At 65.9% G+C, this 15803-nt stretch carries 13 protein-coding genes; 8 read left to right on the top strand and 5 right to left on the bottom strand.

Translation table 11 applies throughout. From position 1 onward, the window contains the following. Positions 1-401: 401 nt before the first annotated feature. Positions 402-2153, top strand: a complete 1752-nt coding sequence (gene ctaD, locus ACLMAL_RS11690) for a cytochrome c oxidase subunit I (protein WP_411999073.1) — start codon at positions 402-404, stop codon at positions 2151-2153. Positions 2154-2177: 24 nt separating this feature from the next. On the opposite strand, the gene ACLMAL_RS11685 is transcribed toward ctaD, so the two are convergent. The 4 genes from ACLMAL_RS11685 to ACLMAL_RS11670 form a co-directional block, all read right to left on the bottom strand. Continuing rightward, a complete protein-coding gene (locus ACLMAL_RS11685; RefSeq protein WP_411999072.1) occupies positions 2178-2624 on the bottom strand; it encodes a hypothetical protein in 447 nt (148 codons plus the stop codon). A 382-nt stretch (positions 2625-3006) separates the two neighbouring features. After that, positions 3007-3981, bottom strand: a complete 975-nt coding sequence (locus ACLMAL_RS11680; protein WP_411999071.1) for an NAD(P)H-dependent flavin oxidoreductase — start codon at positions 3979-3981, stop codon at positions 3007-3009. A gap of 175 nt (positions 3982-4156) precedes the next feature. Next, positions 4157-5710, bottom strand: coding sequence for a phytoene desaturase family protein (locus ACLMAL_RS11675; RefSeq protein WP_411999070.1), 1554 nt, complete (start codon positions 5708-5710; stop codon positions 4157-4159). A 310-nt stretch (positions 5711-6020) separates the two neighbouring features. Then, positions 6021-6770, bottom strand: a complete 750-nt coding sequence (locus ACLMAL_RS11670) for a ferritin-like domain-containing protein (RefSeq protein ID WP_411999069.1) — start codon at positions 6768-6770, stop codon at positions 6021-6023. A 122-nt stretch (positions 6771-6892) separates the two neighbouring features. Between ACLMAL_RS11670 and ACLMAL_RS11665 the strand changes: the two genes are divergently transcribed. The 4 genes from ACLMAL_RS11665 to ACLMAL_RS11650 all read left to right on the top strand — a co-directional run bounded on the left by ACLMAL_RS11665 (position 6893) and on the right by ACLMAL_RS11650 (position 12323). After that, the gene (locus ACLMAL_RS11665; protein ID WP_411999068.1) at positions 6893-7126 is read left to right on the top strand and encodes a hypothetical protein; all 234 of its coding nucleotides are present in this window, start codon (positions 6893-6895) and stop codon (positions 7124-7126) included. Next, positions 7123-8706, top strand: a complete 1584-nt coding sequence (locus ACLMAL_RS11660; RefSeq protein ID WP_411999067.1) for an amino acid permease — start codon at positions 7123-7125, stop codon at positions 8704-8706. The genes ACLMAL_RS11665 and ACLMAL_RS11660 overlap by 4 nt, the downstream gene beginning before the upstream one ends. A 444-nt stretch (positions 8707-9150) precedes the next feature. Further along, positions 9151-10992: an alkyl/aryl-sulfatase gene (locus ACLMAL_RS11655; protein ID WP_411999241.1), complete on the top strand. Its 1842-nt coding sequence runs from the start codon at positions 9151-9153 to the stop codon at positions 10990-10992. 203 nt (positions 10993-11195) lie between these two features. Next, positions 11196-12323, top strand: coding sequence for a BTAD domain-containing putative transcriptional regulator (locus tag ACLMAL_RS11650; RefSeq protein ID WP_411999240.1), 1128 nt, complete (start codon positions 11196-11198; stop codon positions 12321-12323). A 60-nt stretch (positions 12324-12383) separates the two neighbouring features. Here the strand turns inward: ACLMAL_RS11650 and ACLMAL_RS11645 are convergent, their stop codons facing one another. After that, complete coding sequence (locus tag ACLMAL_RS11645; RefSeq protein WP_411999066.1) at positions 12384-13079, bottom strand: TetR/AcrR family transcriptional regulator; 696 nt, start codon at positions 13077-13079, stop codon at positions 12384-12386. Between the two features lie 95 nt (positions 13080-13174). Between ACLMAL_RS11645 and ACLMAL_RS11640 the strand changes: the two genes are divergently transcribed. The 3 genes from ACLMAL_RS11640 to ACLMAL_RS11630 all read left to right on the top strand — a co-directional run bounded on the left by ACLMAL_RS11640 (position 13175) and on the right by ACLMAL_RS11630 (position 15764). Further along, on the top strand, positions 13175-13891 hold the full coding sequence (locus ACLMAL_RS11640; protein ID WP_411999065.1) for a DUF4386 domain-containing protein: 717 nt from the start codon (positions 13175-13177) through the stop codon (positions 13889-13891). A 66-nt stretch (positions 13892-13957) separates the two neighbouring features. Then, complete coding sequence (locus tag ACLMAL_RS11635; RefSeq protein WP_411999064.1) at positions 13958-14173, top strand: hypothetical protein; 216 nt, start codon at positions 13958-13960, stop codon at positions 14171-14173. Between the two features lie 160 nt (positions 14174-14333). Continuing rightward, complete coding sequence (locus ACLMAL_RS11630) at positions 14334-15764, top strand: amidase (protein ID WP_411999063.1); 1431 nt, start codon at positions 14334-14336, stop codon at positions 15762-15764. Positions 15765-15803 lie beyond the last annotated feature (39 nt).

The following is a 15803-nucleotide window of genomic DNA, read 5'->3' as shown; positions in this document are numbered from 1 at the left end:
GAATTGGACATGGGTACCGTCCTGGTAGGCGTTGCAGCTGCCGGGTCTTATAGGTCAGGCCGCCGGCGGGATCCAGTGCAGTGCAGCCGTGACCTTCCGGAGTAGCGGTGCCGACGTGGCGGCACTCGTGACAACTGTCGCCGTGCGCTCGCCGCAGAGCGCCGGCCGTTCGGCGAGGACGCACGATCCACTCCATCAATCGACGTATTCGGCCATAGTCGTGGCGCTGTGGGACCGAGAGGGTGTTCGCCCGCGTCGAGCCATGGCCATGAGGGGTAACTCCTCGCTAGAATTTGTCTGCGAGTAGGGCGTGTCCGCAGGTTGTTCGCCCGAATGCGGGTTTGCCGCGCATACGCTATCGCTGGTTTGTTGTCAGGTTCGTCCCGCAGCCAGGAGGATCAGTGACCGCCGTTGAGCCACAGCCAGTGCCGCAGTTGGTAGCGACGCGGCCGTTTCCTGCGCGGTTCGGGCCGAAGGGCTCGGCCATCTACCGGGTGGTCACCACGACCGACCCGAAGGTGCTCGGCCAGATGTACCTGTTCACGTCGATGTCGTTCTTCATGGTCGGTGGTCTGCTTGCCCTGCTGATGCGCGGTGAGCTGGCCAGGCCGGGTCTGCAATTTCTTTCGCCGGAACAGTTCAATCAGCTGTTCACCATGCACGGCACGATCATGTTGCTGTTCTACGCGACAGCCGTGGTGTTCGCGTTCGCGAATATCGTCCTTCCCCTGCAAATCGGCTCGCCTGATGTCGCGTTCCCTCGTCTGAACGCCATCAGCTACTGGCTGTACCTGTTCGGTGCCACCATGGCTACCGCGGGCTTCGTCACCCCGGGTGGCGCCGCCGACTTCGGCTGGACCGCCTACAACCCACTCGCCGGCATCGTGCACTCACCAGGCGTCGGTGCCGATCTGTGGATCTTCGGCCTTGCGGTATCAGGCCTCGGCACCATCCTCGGCGCGGTCAACATGATCACGACGGTGGTGTGCCTGCGCTGCCCCGGCATGACACTGTTCCGGTTGCCCGTGTTCGTCTGGACGATTCTGGTGACCAGCATCTTGATCCTGCTCGCGTTCCCGATTCTGACCGCGGCGCTGCTGGCGCTGTACTTCGACCGGCACCTCGGTGGTCACATCTACGATCCGGCCACCGGCGGCACACTTCTCTACCAGCACCTGTTCTGGTATTTCGGCCATCCCGAGGTGTACATCATCGCGCTGCCGTTCTTCGGCATCGTGTCGGAGATCTTCCCGGTGTTCAGTCGCAAACCGATCTTCGGTTACACCGCGCTGGTTTATGCGACGTTCGCCATCGGAGCCCTGTCGATCGCAGTGTGGGCGCACCACATGTACGCCACCGGAGCCGTCCTACTGCCGTACTTCTCGTTCATGACGTTCCTCATCGCAGTTCCGACCGGGGTGAAGTTCTTCAACTGGATCGGCACCATGTGGCGCGGTCAGCTGACCTTCGAGACGCCGATGCTGTTCTCGGTCGGGTTCATCGTCACCTTCTTGTTCGGTGGTCTGTCCGGTGTCCTACTGGCCAGCCCGCCCATGGACTTCCACGTGTCCGACACGTATTTCGTTGTCGCCCATTTCCATTACGTGCTCTTCGGCACCATTGCGTTCGCCACCTACGCCGGAATCTACTTCTGGTTCCCCAAGATGACCGGTCGCATGATGGACGAGCGGCTCGGCAAGTGGCACTTCTGGACCACCTTCCTCGGCTTCCACGTCACCTTCCTCGTCCAACACTGGCTCGGCGCCACCGGTATGCCACGCCGCTACGCCGACTACCTGCCCGGTGACGGCTTCACCACGCTGAACACCATTTCCACCATCGGCTCGTTCATCCTGGGCGCCTCGGTGCTGCCGTTCGTCTGGAACGTCTTCAAGACCTACCGCTACGGCGAGGTCGTCACGGTCGACGATCCATGGGGCTACGGCAACTCCCTGGAATGGGCGACCAGTTGTCCGCCGCCGCGGCACAACTTCTACGAGCTCCCCAGGATCCGTTCGGAGCGACCGGCTTTCGAGTTGCACTACCCGCACATGGTCGACCGGATGCGCACCGAAGCACACGTCGGGTGGGGCGCGCCCCAGCACACCACCCACGAGGTGCACGAAGCGCACGAGGCGCACGAGGCGAAGTAGCCGGGCCGGGTGCCGGCGCTGCGTTCAGCCGCCGAAGACGACGCAGGACCAGCCGACATGGGTGCCGGTGCCGACGCGGATGTCCACGGTCGCGACGATGTTGTTGTCCGGCAGTTGGCGGGCGGCAAGCGTGTGCCTACCCACGGTGGTCGGGACCCAAGTGAAGAGGGCGACGCCTCCCGTCGGGGCGATGCCGCCGAGCGGGACGCCGTTGTCGTAGAAGAACACCGGGTCGACGGCCTCGGTGAGGATGGCCTCCAGCGTGTACGCGCAGCCGGTGCCGTAGTTCGTGGCGAGCCCGTAAGCGTTGTCGGGAAAGACACCGAGCTGTCGCACTGCTGCGCCCGCGGTCGGGGTCGCGAAGGTAATGGCGGCCATCGCCGCCACGAGCGTCGCCGCACCGGCCACCACACGCAAACGACGGCGTGCTGTGGTGGCTGTCCTGGTTCGGATGGTCCGGTAGGTCGTCATTCAAGTCCTCGCCGCTCGACGCTGGAGCCCGAGCATCGGCGCGATACTTCGAATCGTCGATCTACCAGGGCATATGGTGTGCGCAAATCACCAAGTAGAACCTGTCTGGGCAGTTGCGCCGTGCGAACGATGATATCGGCTCGACCGCGTCCCAGCGGCCCGATCGCCCAGGCGATTCGTCGAGATTGCCGCAGGTCAGCCGCGCGGACTCAGACCGACGCGGCGAGCGGGACCGCGCAGCGCCCGGCTCGTCAGCCGATGGTTCTGCGGTCGGAGAGATGGTCGCGGGTCACGTCGAGGGCGCGCGAGTCCGCGATCAGCCCTCCCGCGGCGGGGATGCGCCTGAACGACTATCGACGAGCCCGGCAGCTCACCGTATTGGTCATTCCGAAGTGGCAATGCACCGCTGCGCGGCGTGCAGAATCGCCTGCTCGGCACCCCGGCTGATGCGACTGACCAGGTCTGCGGCGGACTCGAGCCCGGTGATGAGATCGACAGCCTCGCCTGCCCACACCGGTACGTAGCCCGGGTCCTCTCTTTCGGCCGCGTCTCGATATTCCTGTAGCGCAACGGAATCACCAGCCAGTTCCGCCTCGCGGCCGTGCCAGCGGTCCAGGAATGCGTTGCGTAGGGTGCGGGCCGGATACTCGGCGGGCCACGGAGACCCCCGCGCGATATCGAGGGCCCGGTTGCGCTCGGTGTCGCTCGCCCGTGCGGCGACAATCGCTTTGGCTTCTGCCGCCGAGATCAGTGCCTCATGAGTCGCCTCGAAACGGGTTCCGATGAGTGCGCCCGCGGCGCCCAGGGTGAGCGCGGCGGCGAGACCGCGGCCGTCGGCTATGCCGCCTGCGGCGAGCACCGGCGTGCCCGCGGCCAGGTCGACAACGCTCGGCACGAACGGCAGCGTCGCCCGAGCACCGCAGTGCCCGCCCGCCTCGCCGCCCTGTGCGATGACCACGTCCGCTCCCGCATCGAGCGCGCGGCTGGCCTCGTCCATGGTGGTCACCTGCACCAGCAGACGGATTCCGGCGTCGCGGATCATCGCGGCGTACGGTGCCGGGTCACCAAAAGACAACATGATCGCGTGTGGACGGCGCTCGACTACCGACAACAGGATGTCGCTGTCGACCGCCCAGATCAACAGGCCGATGCCCCACGGCTTGTCAGTACGGGCGGCAGCAAGCCCGCATTCGCGATCGAGCCACTCGCGATCACCCCCGCCGGAGCCGATCAACCCGAGCCCGCCCGCCTCGGACACCGCCGCCGCCAACATCCCGCCGGCCACACCACCCATCGGCGCGAGCACGATCGGATGCTCGATCCCGAACATCTCGGTCAGATCCGTCCGCAACCCCATCACCACCCCTTTCCGTCACCATCCCAACCTACTATCCCCGGCGAACGGGACATGGTTTCGGCGAACGTCGAGAAGGCCCCGCCACCATGTCCCATTCGTCCGGTCCGGTCAGTGGATCCGGGGTGTGCTGGCCGATCATCACTGGTGCACGAATCGCTCGGGCTGGAGTCGTCGTTCAGTTGACTCCCGGCGACTCGAGTACGGCCATCGCGGCGTTGTGGCCGGGGATTCCGCTGACACCGCCGCCTCGCACCGCGCCTGCGCCGCAAAGGAATACGGTCCGGTGTCCGGTCGACACGCCCCAACGGGTGGCGGGATCGTCGTCCGCGTCGTCGGCTCGGTACGGGAAGGCCAGGTCTCGGTGGAAGATGTGGCCGCCGGGTAGGCCGATCTCGTGTTCCAGGTCGAGTGGGGATTTCGCCTCGATGCACGGGGAACCGTGCTCGTCGAGGGCGAGACAATCGGTGATCGGCTCGGCGAGTACCGCATCCAGTTGTGCGAGCGTGGCCCGCACCGCTGCGGCCTTCGCCGCCTCGGGGTCGGTGTCGAAAAGCCTGGCAGGCGTGTGCAACCCGAACAGGGTCAGCGTGTGCAGACCGGCGGCATCCGGCGCGAGGATCGAGGGGTCGGTCAAGGTGTGGCAGTAGATCTCCGACGGTGGCGCGGAGGGGATGTGCCCACCGGCCGCTTCCCGATAGGCGTGGTCCAGTTGGGTATACGATTCGGCGATATGGAAGGTCCCGGCGAATGCCTCGCCCGGGTCGGTGGCCACGTCACGCAACCGCGGTAGCCGGCGTAGGACCATGTTCACTTTGAGTTGGGAGCCTTCGGGTTTCGGCTGATCGGGCTCGCCGAGCAGGCGTCGCAGCTCGTGCGGCGCCGCGTTCACCAGCACGTGGCCCGCTGCTACTGCACCGTCGCCGAAGCGCACTTCGGTCGTGACGTCATCGGTTTCGACGGCCGTCACCTCGCAGTCGGTGACCAGTTCGGCGCCTGCGGCACGAGCGGCGACGGCGAGTGCGTCGGTGAGCGCGCCCATACCGCCGATCGGCACATCCCAGTCGCCAGTGCCGCCACCGATCACGTGATAGAGGAAGCAGCGGTTCTGGCGCAGCTCCGGATCGTGTGCGTGCGTGAAGGTTCCGATGAGCCCATCGGTGAGCACGACACCCCGCACCGTGTCGTCGGCGAACTCCGCCTCGATCGTCTCCCCCAGCGGACGCTCGAACAACGCCGACCAGGTGGCGGAGTCGCCGACGATGTCTTGCAGTTGCGCACGGGTGGGCAACGGCTCGGTCATCGTCGGGAACACGCGTTGTGCGAACGCATCCGTCCGTCCGTAGAACCGCTGCCATGCCTCGAAATCGTGATCGGACCCGGTGAGCCGCTGGAAGCTCTCCCGTGTCCGAGCCGCCGACCCGGTGTCGATCAACAACCCGCCTGTACCCACCGGCGTGAACGAAGAGATCCGCCTGCGCTGCGTCGCAAACCGCAATCCCAACTCCCGCACAATCTGCTGCGGCAGCAAACTCACCAGATACGAATACCGCGACACCCGCGCACCGACCCCCGCGAACACCCGCGCCGACACCGCTGCACCACCGGTGTAAGCCTGCCGCTCGAGCACGAGCACCGACCGCCCCGCCCGCGCCAGGTAGGCAGCGGCCACCAACCCGTTGTGACCACCACCGACGACAACCACGTCGTAAAAGGAACCGGTCGGCTTCATCCGTCCTCGATACCACGAATCGCGGACCACGGTCGCGGTATGCACGAGTACGGCGGTGAGTCGCACCGGACAAGAACCCCGACGTCAGGGAGCCGCAGCCACAGCCAGCTGCCGTCGCCGTCCAGTAGCGGTCGCCGTCGGGGTCCCGGTCGCAGCAGCAGTCGCAGTCGCGATCCCGGTCGCACACGAAGTCCCGGTCGCCGTCGCCGTCGCGATCCCGGTCGCTATCGCACGCGGCCGCTGCACGCCGACACGCCGGGTGGGCTCTCCAGCGCGTACCACTCGGAGCGCCACATGACTCCCGCGTCCGCTAGGAGGGGCTGGGCTGGAGAGTTTTCGTGGCCCGTCGGGGCCGAGATGGAATGGCGGTTGGTGCGATGGTTTTGAACAGAGTCAGTACGTCGAGGACGAAACCGGTTCTGGTGACTCCTAATCGGCGTAGGGCTGGGCCGTGGTCGTAGGCGACGACGATTGTCGAGCCGGTGAGCATCACCCACCACATCAGGAGCAGGACCTGGCGGGCCGGGCGGGAGAGAGGGGCGAACGCGGTGCGTAGACGCTGGCAGTGGAAGGGGACGTGGCGCTGCTCGTCGGCCAGGATCAAGCCACCGACCTGGGTGGTCAGCGGATTGTCTGTGCCGTCGCGAAGGGCACGGTAGAAACGCAGCGCGACGACCTCGGCGACCATAAGCACCAGCAGTTCCAGCCGCAGGCCGAGGGCACGGCGCAGACGCACGAACACCGCGTCGCTCCAATGGCCGGAAATCGTCGGCTCACCGGCGGCGCTCAGCAGCAGTTGCAGCATGCGGGCATGATTCGATTCCTCGGCGACGAACAGCCGCACCGCAACCGCATACTCCGGATCGCCCGCCTGTTCTGCTTTGCCGATGAGGTTCGCACCGTCCCCGCTCTCACCGACCTGGAACCGCTGAATACTGCCAACCACCTCCCGGTCCAGCCGCGCTCCCCGCCCCCACTCCGGATCGCCGGCGGCCGCCCGCGCAGCCGCCTTCGCCTCGAATTCCCTTGTCCACCCGAAGAACTCATTCGAATTGTCCATCAGATCTCCTGCACCCGTCCGGATCCCCCGCCTCGCAAGACGCTCGGCCGGTTCCGGCTCCTCCTGCCCACAAACCCTAGAAACCGGTTGTGCAGATCACCGGCCCAAAGTGTGGAGATCCTGTGGAGACCCCGACCACCGGCCAGTCGCCCGCAGGCAAGCGCGGCACGCACAACCGCCGACGCTGTGCAGGCGGTGCGCGCTCCTGGGTAGACAAGGCGACAGGTAACAGGCGCGGGTCGATCGCGAATCCGCCGGGTTTCGATGTTTTCCTGCGATTGACCAGCGTTCGCTTCACACTTATCTTCTGGCAAACGCCGTATGAGGGCAGCGTTTTCACCCGGGAGCAAAAATGACCGAAGCCCAATCCCCGCAATCCCCAACACCGTCGGACGACGAACGCAGGCTCGCCGAACTCGGTTACAAACAAGAACTATCCCGATCCTGGTCCGGATTCTCGAACTTCGCCATCAGCTTCACCATTGTCTCGATCTTGACGGGCGGATTGGCCAGTTACGGAATCGGTCTGGCCAACGGTGGACCGATCACCATGGCCTGGGGTTGGCCGCTGGTCTCGGTGATGGTGTTGTTCGTCGGACTCGCCATGGCCGAGTTGGCCTCCGCCTATCCAACTTCCGGCGGCCTGTACTGGTGGGCTTCGGAGCTCGGCGGTCCGGTGTGGGGATGGTTCACCGGCTGGTTCAACCTGATCGGCCAGATCGCGGTGACCGCGGCCATCGATTACGGCGCGGCCATTTTCACCACCGCGGTGCTGAATGTCATCGGCATCGACATCGGAACCGATCGCACCGCGATTTTTCTCGTCTACATCGTCATTCTGGTGCTGCACGCGGTGCTGAACGCGATCGGGCCGCATCTGTCGGCGGTGATCAACAACATCTCGGCGTGGTGGCATGTCGGCGGGGTGGCGATCTTCGTCATCGTGCTCGGGTTCGGCGCGAGCCACCATCAGAGCGTCGGGTTCGTGTTCACCGAAACCGTCGACAACAGTGCGGTCGGCTTCGGCGGGGTGGCGTTCAGCTTCCTGCTCGGTTTGCTGCACGCCCAATACACGTTCACCGGTTACGACGCCTCGGCGCACATGTCGGAGGAAACGCACGACGCGGCGCGCACGGCAGCGAAGGGCATCATCAACACGATCCTCGTCTCGGCCGTCGCCGGGTATCTGCTGATCATGGCGGTAACCTTCGCGATACCGAATCTCGACGACGCGCTGAATCCGGAAAAGAACAGTGGCTACCCGGTGATCTACATTCTGGAGAATTCGCTGAATTCGTTCTGGTCGGGGCTGCTGCTGATCATCGCGGCTATCGCCCAATTGTTCTGCGGATACGCCTCGGTGACCTCCGCGTCGCGCATGCTTTTCGCGTTCTCTCGCGACGGCGCGGTGCCGGGATCGGCGCTCTGGAGCAAACTTTCGGCCCGGAAGGTGCCGGTGAACGCGGTGCTGTTCATCTCCTTCTTTGCGTTCGTGCTGCTGATTCCCTCGATGCTGGTGCCTGCGGCGAATGCGCCGACCGCGTACGCGGCCGCCACCTCCGTCGCGACCATCGGCCTCTATATCGCCTATGGCATCCCGATCCTGTTGCGACAGTTGCACGGCAGCAGATTCCGCACCGGCCCTTGGCAACTCGGCGCCTGGTATCGGCCGGTCGGCGTCGTCGCACTGGTATGGATCGTGTTCATCAGCCTGCTCTTCATCCTGCCGACCGATGACCGTGGCTACCCGTGGAACGGCGAATTCGCCTGGAACACCGTGAATTACGCACCGATCACGCTCGTCGGCGTGGTCGGCGCGATCGGGATCTGGTGGTTTGTGTCGGCCAGGCGTTGGTTCACCGGACCGAAGCGGACAGTGGAAGACACACCGCCGCCTGCCGGAGTCTCCGAAGACGAAGCACCTGTCACCGCCTGACCCAACTCGGGCCGCCGACCCGGGTAGAGACTGCGGCGCCGCTTCGGCGGCGCGGTGGACACCAGGGACGGCGGGCCTTGTGCACCCCCCTTACCGTTGCCCCGACTACTCCGTACTCGACACCTTCCACTATATTGCAGTTCAAGTGCAATAGCGCCTAAGGTGGGCTACTAGGCAGCAATCTCGCATGCGGTTGCTCGCAGCCAATCGGATCGAGACAGGAGATCGGCAATGGTCGACGATGATCGCGGGAACGCGGGCGGCAAGCCAGGAGCGCGCGTATCCCGACGTGGAGTGTTCGGCGTCGGCGCGGCGGCACTCGCGGCAGCGGGAGTCGGCGCCGGGCTGACCGCGTGCGGCGACTCGGACGAGGTGCACCCGTCCGCGTCGCCCACCGACCCGTCCGGACACATCGCCGACGCGAACCGGCAGGTCTCGGCCACCATGCCGTTCTCCGACACCGCCGACTTCGCCGATGCCGATCGCGGCTTCGTCGCCGCGCTCGAGCCCGGTGTCGTCAAGGACGCCGCCGGAAAAGTGGTGTGGGACAACGATTCCTACAGCTTCCTGCGTGATCCCTGTCCACTGTCGGTGAATCCGAGCCTGTGGCGACAGTCCCAACTGACCGTCAAGCAAGGGCTCTACGAGATCGCACCCGGCTTCTATCAGGTCCGCGGCCTCGATCTGTCCAATATGACGCTGATCGAAGGCGACACCGGGGTGGTCGTCATCGACCCGCTGATCTCCACCGAGACCGCGGCGGCCGGTCTCGCCCTCTATCGCGCCCATCGCGGAAATCGCCCGGTCACCGGCCTGATCTATTCGCACGCACACGTCGACCACTTCGGCGGCGCCATGGGCGTCACCACCAAGGAAGACGTCGCCGCGGGACGCTGCCCGGTGCTCGCGCCGTCGGGCTTTCTCGAACACGCGGTGGCGGAGAACATCTACGCAGGCACCGCGATGGCGCGGCGGGCCGCCTACATGTACGGCGCCGCCCTGCCGCGCGGACCCAAGGGGCAGGTCGGAACGGGTCTCGGCCAGACAACCTCGATCGGAACCACCACTCTCATCGACCCGACCGTCGACGTCACCCACACCGGTCAGGAAGAGACCATCGACGGGGTGCGCATGGTGTTCCAGTTGACACCGGGCACCGAGGCGCCCTCGGAGATGAACTTCTACTTCCCCGACCGCCACATCCTCTGCATGGCCGAAAACGCCACGCACACCATGCACAACATCCTGACACTGCGCGGCGCGCTGGTTCGTGACCCGCACGTCTGGTCGAGGTACCTGACCGAGTCGATCAACCTGTACGCGCGCAACTCGGATGTGGTGTTCTCCTCGCATCACTGGCCGATGTGGGGCACCGACAAGATCGTGGAATTCCTGTCGCTGCAACGGGATCTCTACGGCTATCTCAACGATCAGACGCTGCGACTGCTCAACCAGGGTTACGTCGGCAGCGAGATCGCGGAGATGATCCAGCTGCCGCCCGGGATTGCCGAGAACTGGTCGACCCATGGCTATTACGGCTCGGTGAGTCACAACGTCAAGGCGATCTATCAGCGGTACATGGGCTGGTTCGACGGCAATCCCGCACACCTGTGGGAACATCCGCCGGTTGAATCGGCAAAACGGCATGTCGAGGCCATGGGCGGCGCGAACGCAGTGTTGAAGAAGGCGCAAAAGGCTTACGACGCAGGCGACTACCGATGGGTTGCCCAGATGGTGAACTACGTGATCTTCGCCGAGCCCGACAACACCAAGGCAAAGCACCTGCAAGCCAGCGCCTTCGAGCAACTCGCGTACGGCGCCGAGAACGGCACCTGGCGCAACTTCTACCTCAGCGGCGCCTACGAGCTACGCAACGGCCCCTTCGGCACCCCGACCAAGGCCAATGCGCAAGGGATGCTGTCGGCGCTCACTGTGGACCAGGCCTTCGACGCCATCTCACTGTTCCTCGACGGGCCGAAGGCCTGGGACATCGCCCTCGTCGCCGACTGGCGCTTCCGCGACGCCGACAACCGCGTGCAACGCACCGAATTGCGCAACGGTGTCCTCATCCACTACCCCCGCACCGCCGGGGACAATCTGCCCGCACCGGACGCGACCGTCACTCTGACCAGGGGCGCGTTCGCCAAGACCATGCTCGCGGGCGCGAGCATGCAAGAGGCAGTGATGAAGGGCGACATCACCATCGAAGGCAATATCGCCGCGCTGAAGCAGTTGTCCGGATTGTTCGACAAGCCCAACCCGAACTTCGCGATCGTCACCCCGTAGATCCGTGCCGCCGCCCGAGCCGTTGCGGTCGAGACGACGGCGCGCCTACCGATGCGCGAACGCTCCATTTCGATCGACAACATGCGAAATACCTTCGGATCAAGGAAGACTGAGGGCGTCGGCGACAGCGCCGCGCCGGGTCGCCATGAGTCGGCCGCCGCCTGCGTCGGCGACAGGTCAGGAGGTATTCGGCGGTGGAAGAAATGCGGGCGCAATTCGGCGTGCTCGGCCCGGTGGAGCTGCGGATCGATGGCGTGGCCCAGAATTTGGGCGGGCCGAAGCAGCGGGCGGTATTGGCGTATCTGGTGCTCAACGCCAACCGGCATGTGTCGGTGGAGGCGCTGGCCAAGGCGGTGTGGGAGGACAATCCACCGCCGGATGTGCGGGTGAGCCTGCATGCCATCGTGTCGAATCTGCGCAAGCCGATACGAGATGCCGGCCTCGATGCACGGCCGTTGCTCGCGCATGTCGGGGCGGGCTATCGGGTCACGGTGAGCGAGGATGCCGTTGACGTGTACCGATTTCATGCGCTGCGCGAGTCGGGGCGACGGGCGCTGGCCGCCGGGAGTTTCGCTGCGGCAAGCGAATTCATGACCGACGCACTCGGACAATGGCGTGGGCCCGTCCTTGCGGACCTGCGTGGGCTCGGATTCGCCGACACCTATGCCGCCGCCCTCGACGACGAGCGGATCGGCGTCATCGAGGCGCGCGCCGAGGCCGATATCGCACAGGGCGATGTGGACACGGTCGTCTCCGGGCTGACGCTGCTCGTGGACTCCTACCCGTTGCGAGAACCGTTGTGGGAGAAGCTGATTACGGCGCTATATCTGAGCGGCAGGCAGTCGGACGCCCTCGAGGCGGTGCGGCGACTACGGGCGCGACTGGCCGAGGAACTCGGCATCGATCCCGGCCGGACCCTCCGTGAGTTGGAGGCGCGCATAGTGCGGCAGGAGCCGCTCGACGCCCGCCCGGTCGCGGCCGCCGGCGTCTTCCGCGCGACCACGATCATCGACCGGGACCCGCACGAACACCAGGCGTTTCTTCGCGATCAGAGCGGGCGTCGATACCAGGTCAACGGCCCGTTCACCCGGATCGGACGGTTGCGGCACAACGACATCGTGCTCGAGAGCGCGAAGGTCAGTCGCCACCATGCGGTGATCGTCAGCAACGGTCCGGCGCACGTCATCAGGGACCAGATGTCCTCCAACGGTGTCTATGTCGACGGAGTCCAAGTGATGGACAGCGCCCCGCTCGCCGACGGCTCCATCGTCCGTATCGGCGACACCGACCTGCTCTTCATGCTGGTCCCCCTCGACCCGCCACTGCCGTAAGTGCAGCCGAGCCATTGGTGTTTCTCGAGAACCTGATCGGCCGCGTCCATCCAGGATTCGTCAAAGGCGATCCGCTCGATGGCCGGTGGAACTCCAGCCCAGCCGCCACAGTCGCTCGAATCCGTCCAGCAGCAGATCGAGCGCGAATTCGAACTCGAACTGGTCGTCGCAACCGGAGCCTACGACGGAATGCCGGTCGTGATTCGCGCTCGCGATCTGCATGATGTGGGGGTAGCGGGTCGTCATTTCACCGAGCGCGGGCCGCTGCGGATCGAGGTCCCGGGGAGCGTCGAACAGTTCCTGGCTGAAACCGAATATGCGGCTTCCCAGCGCGTGCATCACGTGGTGGGTGAGGTCGACCGAAAGACCGCCCGCCAGGAACATCCCGATCATCGAATCCATGTACGCCATCACCGTCGGCGTCGGCGTCGCGCGCGACTCGATCACGCGCGACGCCCACGAGTGCCGCAGCAGCGCGCGCCGCGCCGCGAGAATTCGCTGCCGGACCGCGGACTTCCAATCGACGGCCGGTTCCGGCGAACCGATCTCCCCGACAATCACGTCGACCATGCCGCCTAGCAGTTCCTCTTTGTTGCTGACGTGCTTGTACAGCGCCATCGGCACCACGCCGAGTTCTTGCGCGAGCGTGCGCATGCTGAGGGAGTCGATGCCGACGTCGTCGGCGAGCGCGACCGCGGCGCGCAGCACCCGGTCTCTGCTCAATGGGGTGCGGCGCGCTTGCGTCTTGTCGGCCAACCGATCCTCCTCTTGACGAGGTGTACATCGTACACCTAGCATTCTCGAACATCCCGGTGTACGTCGTACACCTCGGTCGCGATGGAGGAGTGCAGATGAGCTCGACGAGGACGGCGGCAGTGACCGCAGGCGTGTTATTCCTGATCACAGAGGTCACCGCGATGGCAGGACTTGCGCTGTACCAACCGGTCCTGCACGACACGGACTACATCGTCGGCGCGGGTGCCGACGGTCGCGTTTTGATGGGCGGGCTCGCCGAGCTCATCCTTGTTGTCGCCGTCATCGGCACCGCGGTCACGCTGTATCCCGTCCTGGCACGGCACAACCACAGCGTGGCCCTCGGCTACGTGTGCGGCCGTCTGCTGGAAGCCGCTGTCATCACCGTCGGCATCATCAGTGTGCTCTCTGTGGTGACCTTGCGACAGGACCTCACGGGAACCGGCCGCCCCGACCGCACCGCACTGGCGACCGTCGGCAAAACCCTTGTCGCCATCCATGATTGGACTTTCCTGCTCGGCCCCAACGTCATCCTGGGAGTCAACAGCCTGCTGCTCGCCACTCTCGTGTACCGATCCCGGCTCGTGCCGCGCTTGCTTGCCATGCTCGGTCTCGCTGGAGGCGCGCTCATCTGCGCATCGGCGACAGCCGTCATGTTCGGCCGCTACGAACAGATCTCCGCCTGGGGCACGGCCGCGGCGCTCCCGGTGTTCGCATGGGAAGTCGGACTCGCCGGGTATCTGATCGTCAAGGGATTCGAGCCGTCGCACGGTTCCTCGTCAGCGCAACCGCAGACCGCACCATCGGCCGCCTGAGCCGTACCGGCCGACACGGTGCGCCGTAGCCTGATGCCGAGAGAACTCTCCGAAGGAACAGCGCCCATGCCCGACCGAACAGGTGACAGCACGCCGGATGTGGTGGCGATCCTGCGCCGCTGGCAGGAGTCCGGCGCGGTGTGGCGGGTGATCGGCCGACGATCCGGCAGGGTGACGGTCGGCCTTTACGATTGCACCGGCGGCACGGAGGCCGATCGCCTCACCACCGCCGACGCGGCCGTGCTTCGTTTCATCGGTGATCGCCACAGCAGCGAGGGTTGAGCTGCTCAACGGCCGAACCGGGGACATACTGCCGCCGTACTGCCGCCATGGTTGACACCTTCGGCGAGTCGGCGTGTACTCAGGCACCTGAGCATTCGTCCAGCCAGTCGCGCCGGTGCGACGTCCGTCGCGCTCGGTGTCCGGGACCGAGAGGAACGTGATGAGCGAGGATACGAGCGCCCGCACCGAAGGACTCGCCTTCACCGGGGTCGCCGAGCAGGCCGAGGCGATCCGCTCGGGTCGGGTGTCGGCGGTCGAGCTGACGCGACAGACCCTCGCCAGGATCGAGCGGCTCGAGCCGCGGCTCAATGCGTTCACCAGAGTTCTCGGCGATCAGTCGCTGGCACAGGCCGAGGCCCTCGACGCACAGCAGGCGCGCGGTGATCAGCTCGGGCCGCTGCACGGCGTGCCGATGGCGATCAAGGACGAAGTCGATGTCGCAGGCGTCCCAACGACTTTCGGCGGCGCATCCATGACGACACCCGCCGCGGCCGACTCCGAGATCGTGCGCCGGCTGCGGGCCGCCGGTGCAATCATCGTCGGCAAGACCGCGTTGACGGAGTTCGGCACCTGGCCGTTCACCGAGTCGGCGGCGCACGGCTACACCCGCAACCCGTGGGATCCGACGCGCACGCCCGGTGGCTCCAGCGGCGGCTCCGCGGCTGCCGTCGCCGCGGGCATTGTCGCGGCTGCCACCGGCGGTGACGGCGGCGGCTCGATCCGGATACCTGCGGCGTACTGCGGCCTGTTCGGGCTGAAACCGCAGCGGGGACGGGTCAGTACGGCGCCGCACCGCGACCTGTGGCGGGCCCTGGGCACCCTGGGAGTTCTCACCAGAACGGTCGCCGACAGCGCACTGCTCTACGACATCATCAGCGGCAGCGGCGCGGCCGACCGCTGGCAGGCTCCCGACCTCAGCTTCGCCGCGATCGAGCCTGCGACCCCGCTGCGAATCGCGGTGACGCTGCGCTCCGCCGTGCCGGGTATCCGGCCTGACCCGGAATGCGTTGCGGCAGTGCGCTCGACCGCGGAGGTGCTGGCCGAGCTCGGCCATCACGTCGAGGAGTTCGACCCGCATTACCCCGATGTGGCATCGGCATTCTTCCCCCAGTTCCTCGGTGGGGTCCGTGAGGAGGCCGTCCGGGTCGATCGCCCGGACCTGCTCGAACGACGCACCCGCACGGTCTCGGCCATCGCGCGCGTCCTCGCACCGCAACCGGTCCTGCGCTGGGCCGAACACCGCGGTGAACAGCTCGCCACAACCATCAATCAGATCTTCGACACCTACGACCTGTTGCTGACCCTGACCATGCCGCACCTTCCCGCGCCCATCGGCAGGCTCGACGGCGCCGGCGTCCTGCGCGCGCTACAACGCAGCGTCCCGATGACCAGCTACACCGCCATCTGGAACGTCTGTGGCAACCCGGCCGCCTCCATCCCCGCGGGCTGGTCGAGCACCGGACTACCTCTCAGCGCCCAAATCATTGCCCGCCCCTACGACGAACTCGGCATCCTGCGCGTAGCCACTCAACTCGAACAAGCCCGCCCGTGGGCCGACCGACGACCCGACGTCGATCCGATTGTGCCGTGACGCCGGGCGACGGGCGGTCGAACAGGAGCTTCGTTCCAC

Origin of the sequence: Nocardia sp. CWNU-33 (assembly GCF_046764895.1) — a bacterium.
Lineage (GTDB): Bacteria > Actinomycetota > Actinomycetes > Mycobacteriales > Mycobacteriaceae > Nocardia.
The sequence above is the reverse complement of the archived record's forward strand: the minus strand, read 5'-3'. Positions and strand labels throughout refer to the sequence as shown.

Excerpts from the sequence above, each read along its gene's own strand:
- ACLMAL_RS11640 (WP_411999065.1), top strand. The coding sequence starts at position 13,175 with ATGAGCTCGACGAGGACGGCGGCAGTGACCGCAGGCGTGTTATTCCTG.
- ACLMAL_RS11670 (WP_411999069.1), bottom strand. The coding sequence starts at position 6,770 with ATGGACAATTCGAATGAGTTCTTCGGGTGGACAAGGGAATTCGAGGCG.
- ACLMAL_RS11675 (WP_411999070.1), bottom strand. The coding sequence starts at position 5,710 with ATGAAGCCGACCGGTTCCTTTTACGACGTGGTTGTCGTCGGTGGTGGT.
- ACLMAL_RS11680 (WP_411999071.1), bottom strand. The coding sequence starts at position 3,981 with ATGGGGTTGCGGACGGATCTGACCGAGATGTTCGGGATCGAGCATCCG.
- ACLMAL_RS11650 (WP_411999240.1), top strand. The coding sequence starts at position 11,196 with ATGCGGGCGCAATTCGGCGTGCTCGGCCCGGTGGAGCTGCGGATCGAT.
- ACLMAL_RS11635 (WP_411999064.1), top strand. The coding sequence starts at position 13,958 with ATGCCCGACCGAACAGGTGACAGCACGCCGGATGTGGTGGCGATCCTG.
- ACLMAL_RS11660 (WP_411999067.1), top strand. The coding sequence starts at position 7,123 with ATGACCGAAGCCCAATCCCCGCAATCCCCAACACCGTCGGACGACGAA.
- ACLMAL_RS11685 (WP_411999072.1), bottom strand. The coding sequence starts at position 2,624 with ATGACGACCTACCGGACCATCCGAACCAGGACAGCCACCACAGCACGC.
- ACLMAL_RS11630 (WP_411999063.1), top strand. The coding sequence starts at position 14,334 with ATGAGCGAGGATACGAGCGCCCGCACCGAAGGACTCGCCTTCACCGGG.
- ACLMAL_RS11655 (WP_411999241.1), top strand. The coding sequence starts at position 9,151 with ATGCCGTTCTCCGACACCGCCGACTTCGCCGATGCCGATCGCGGCTTC.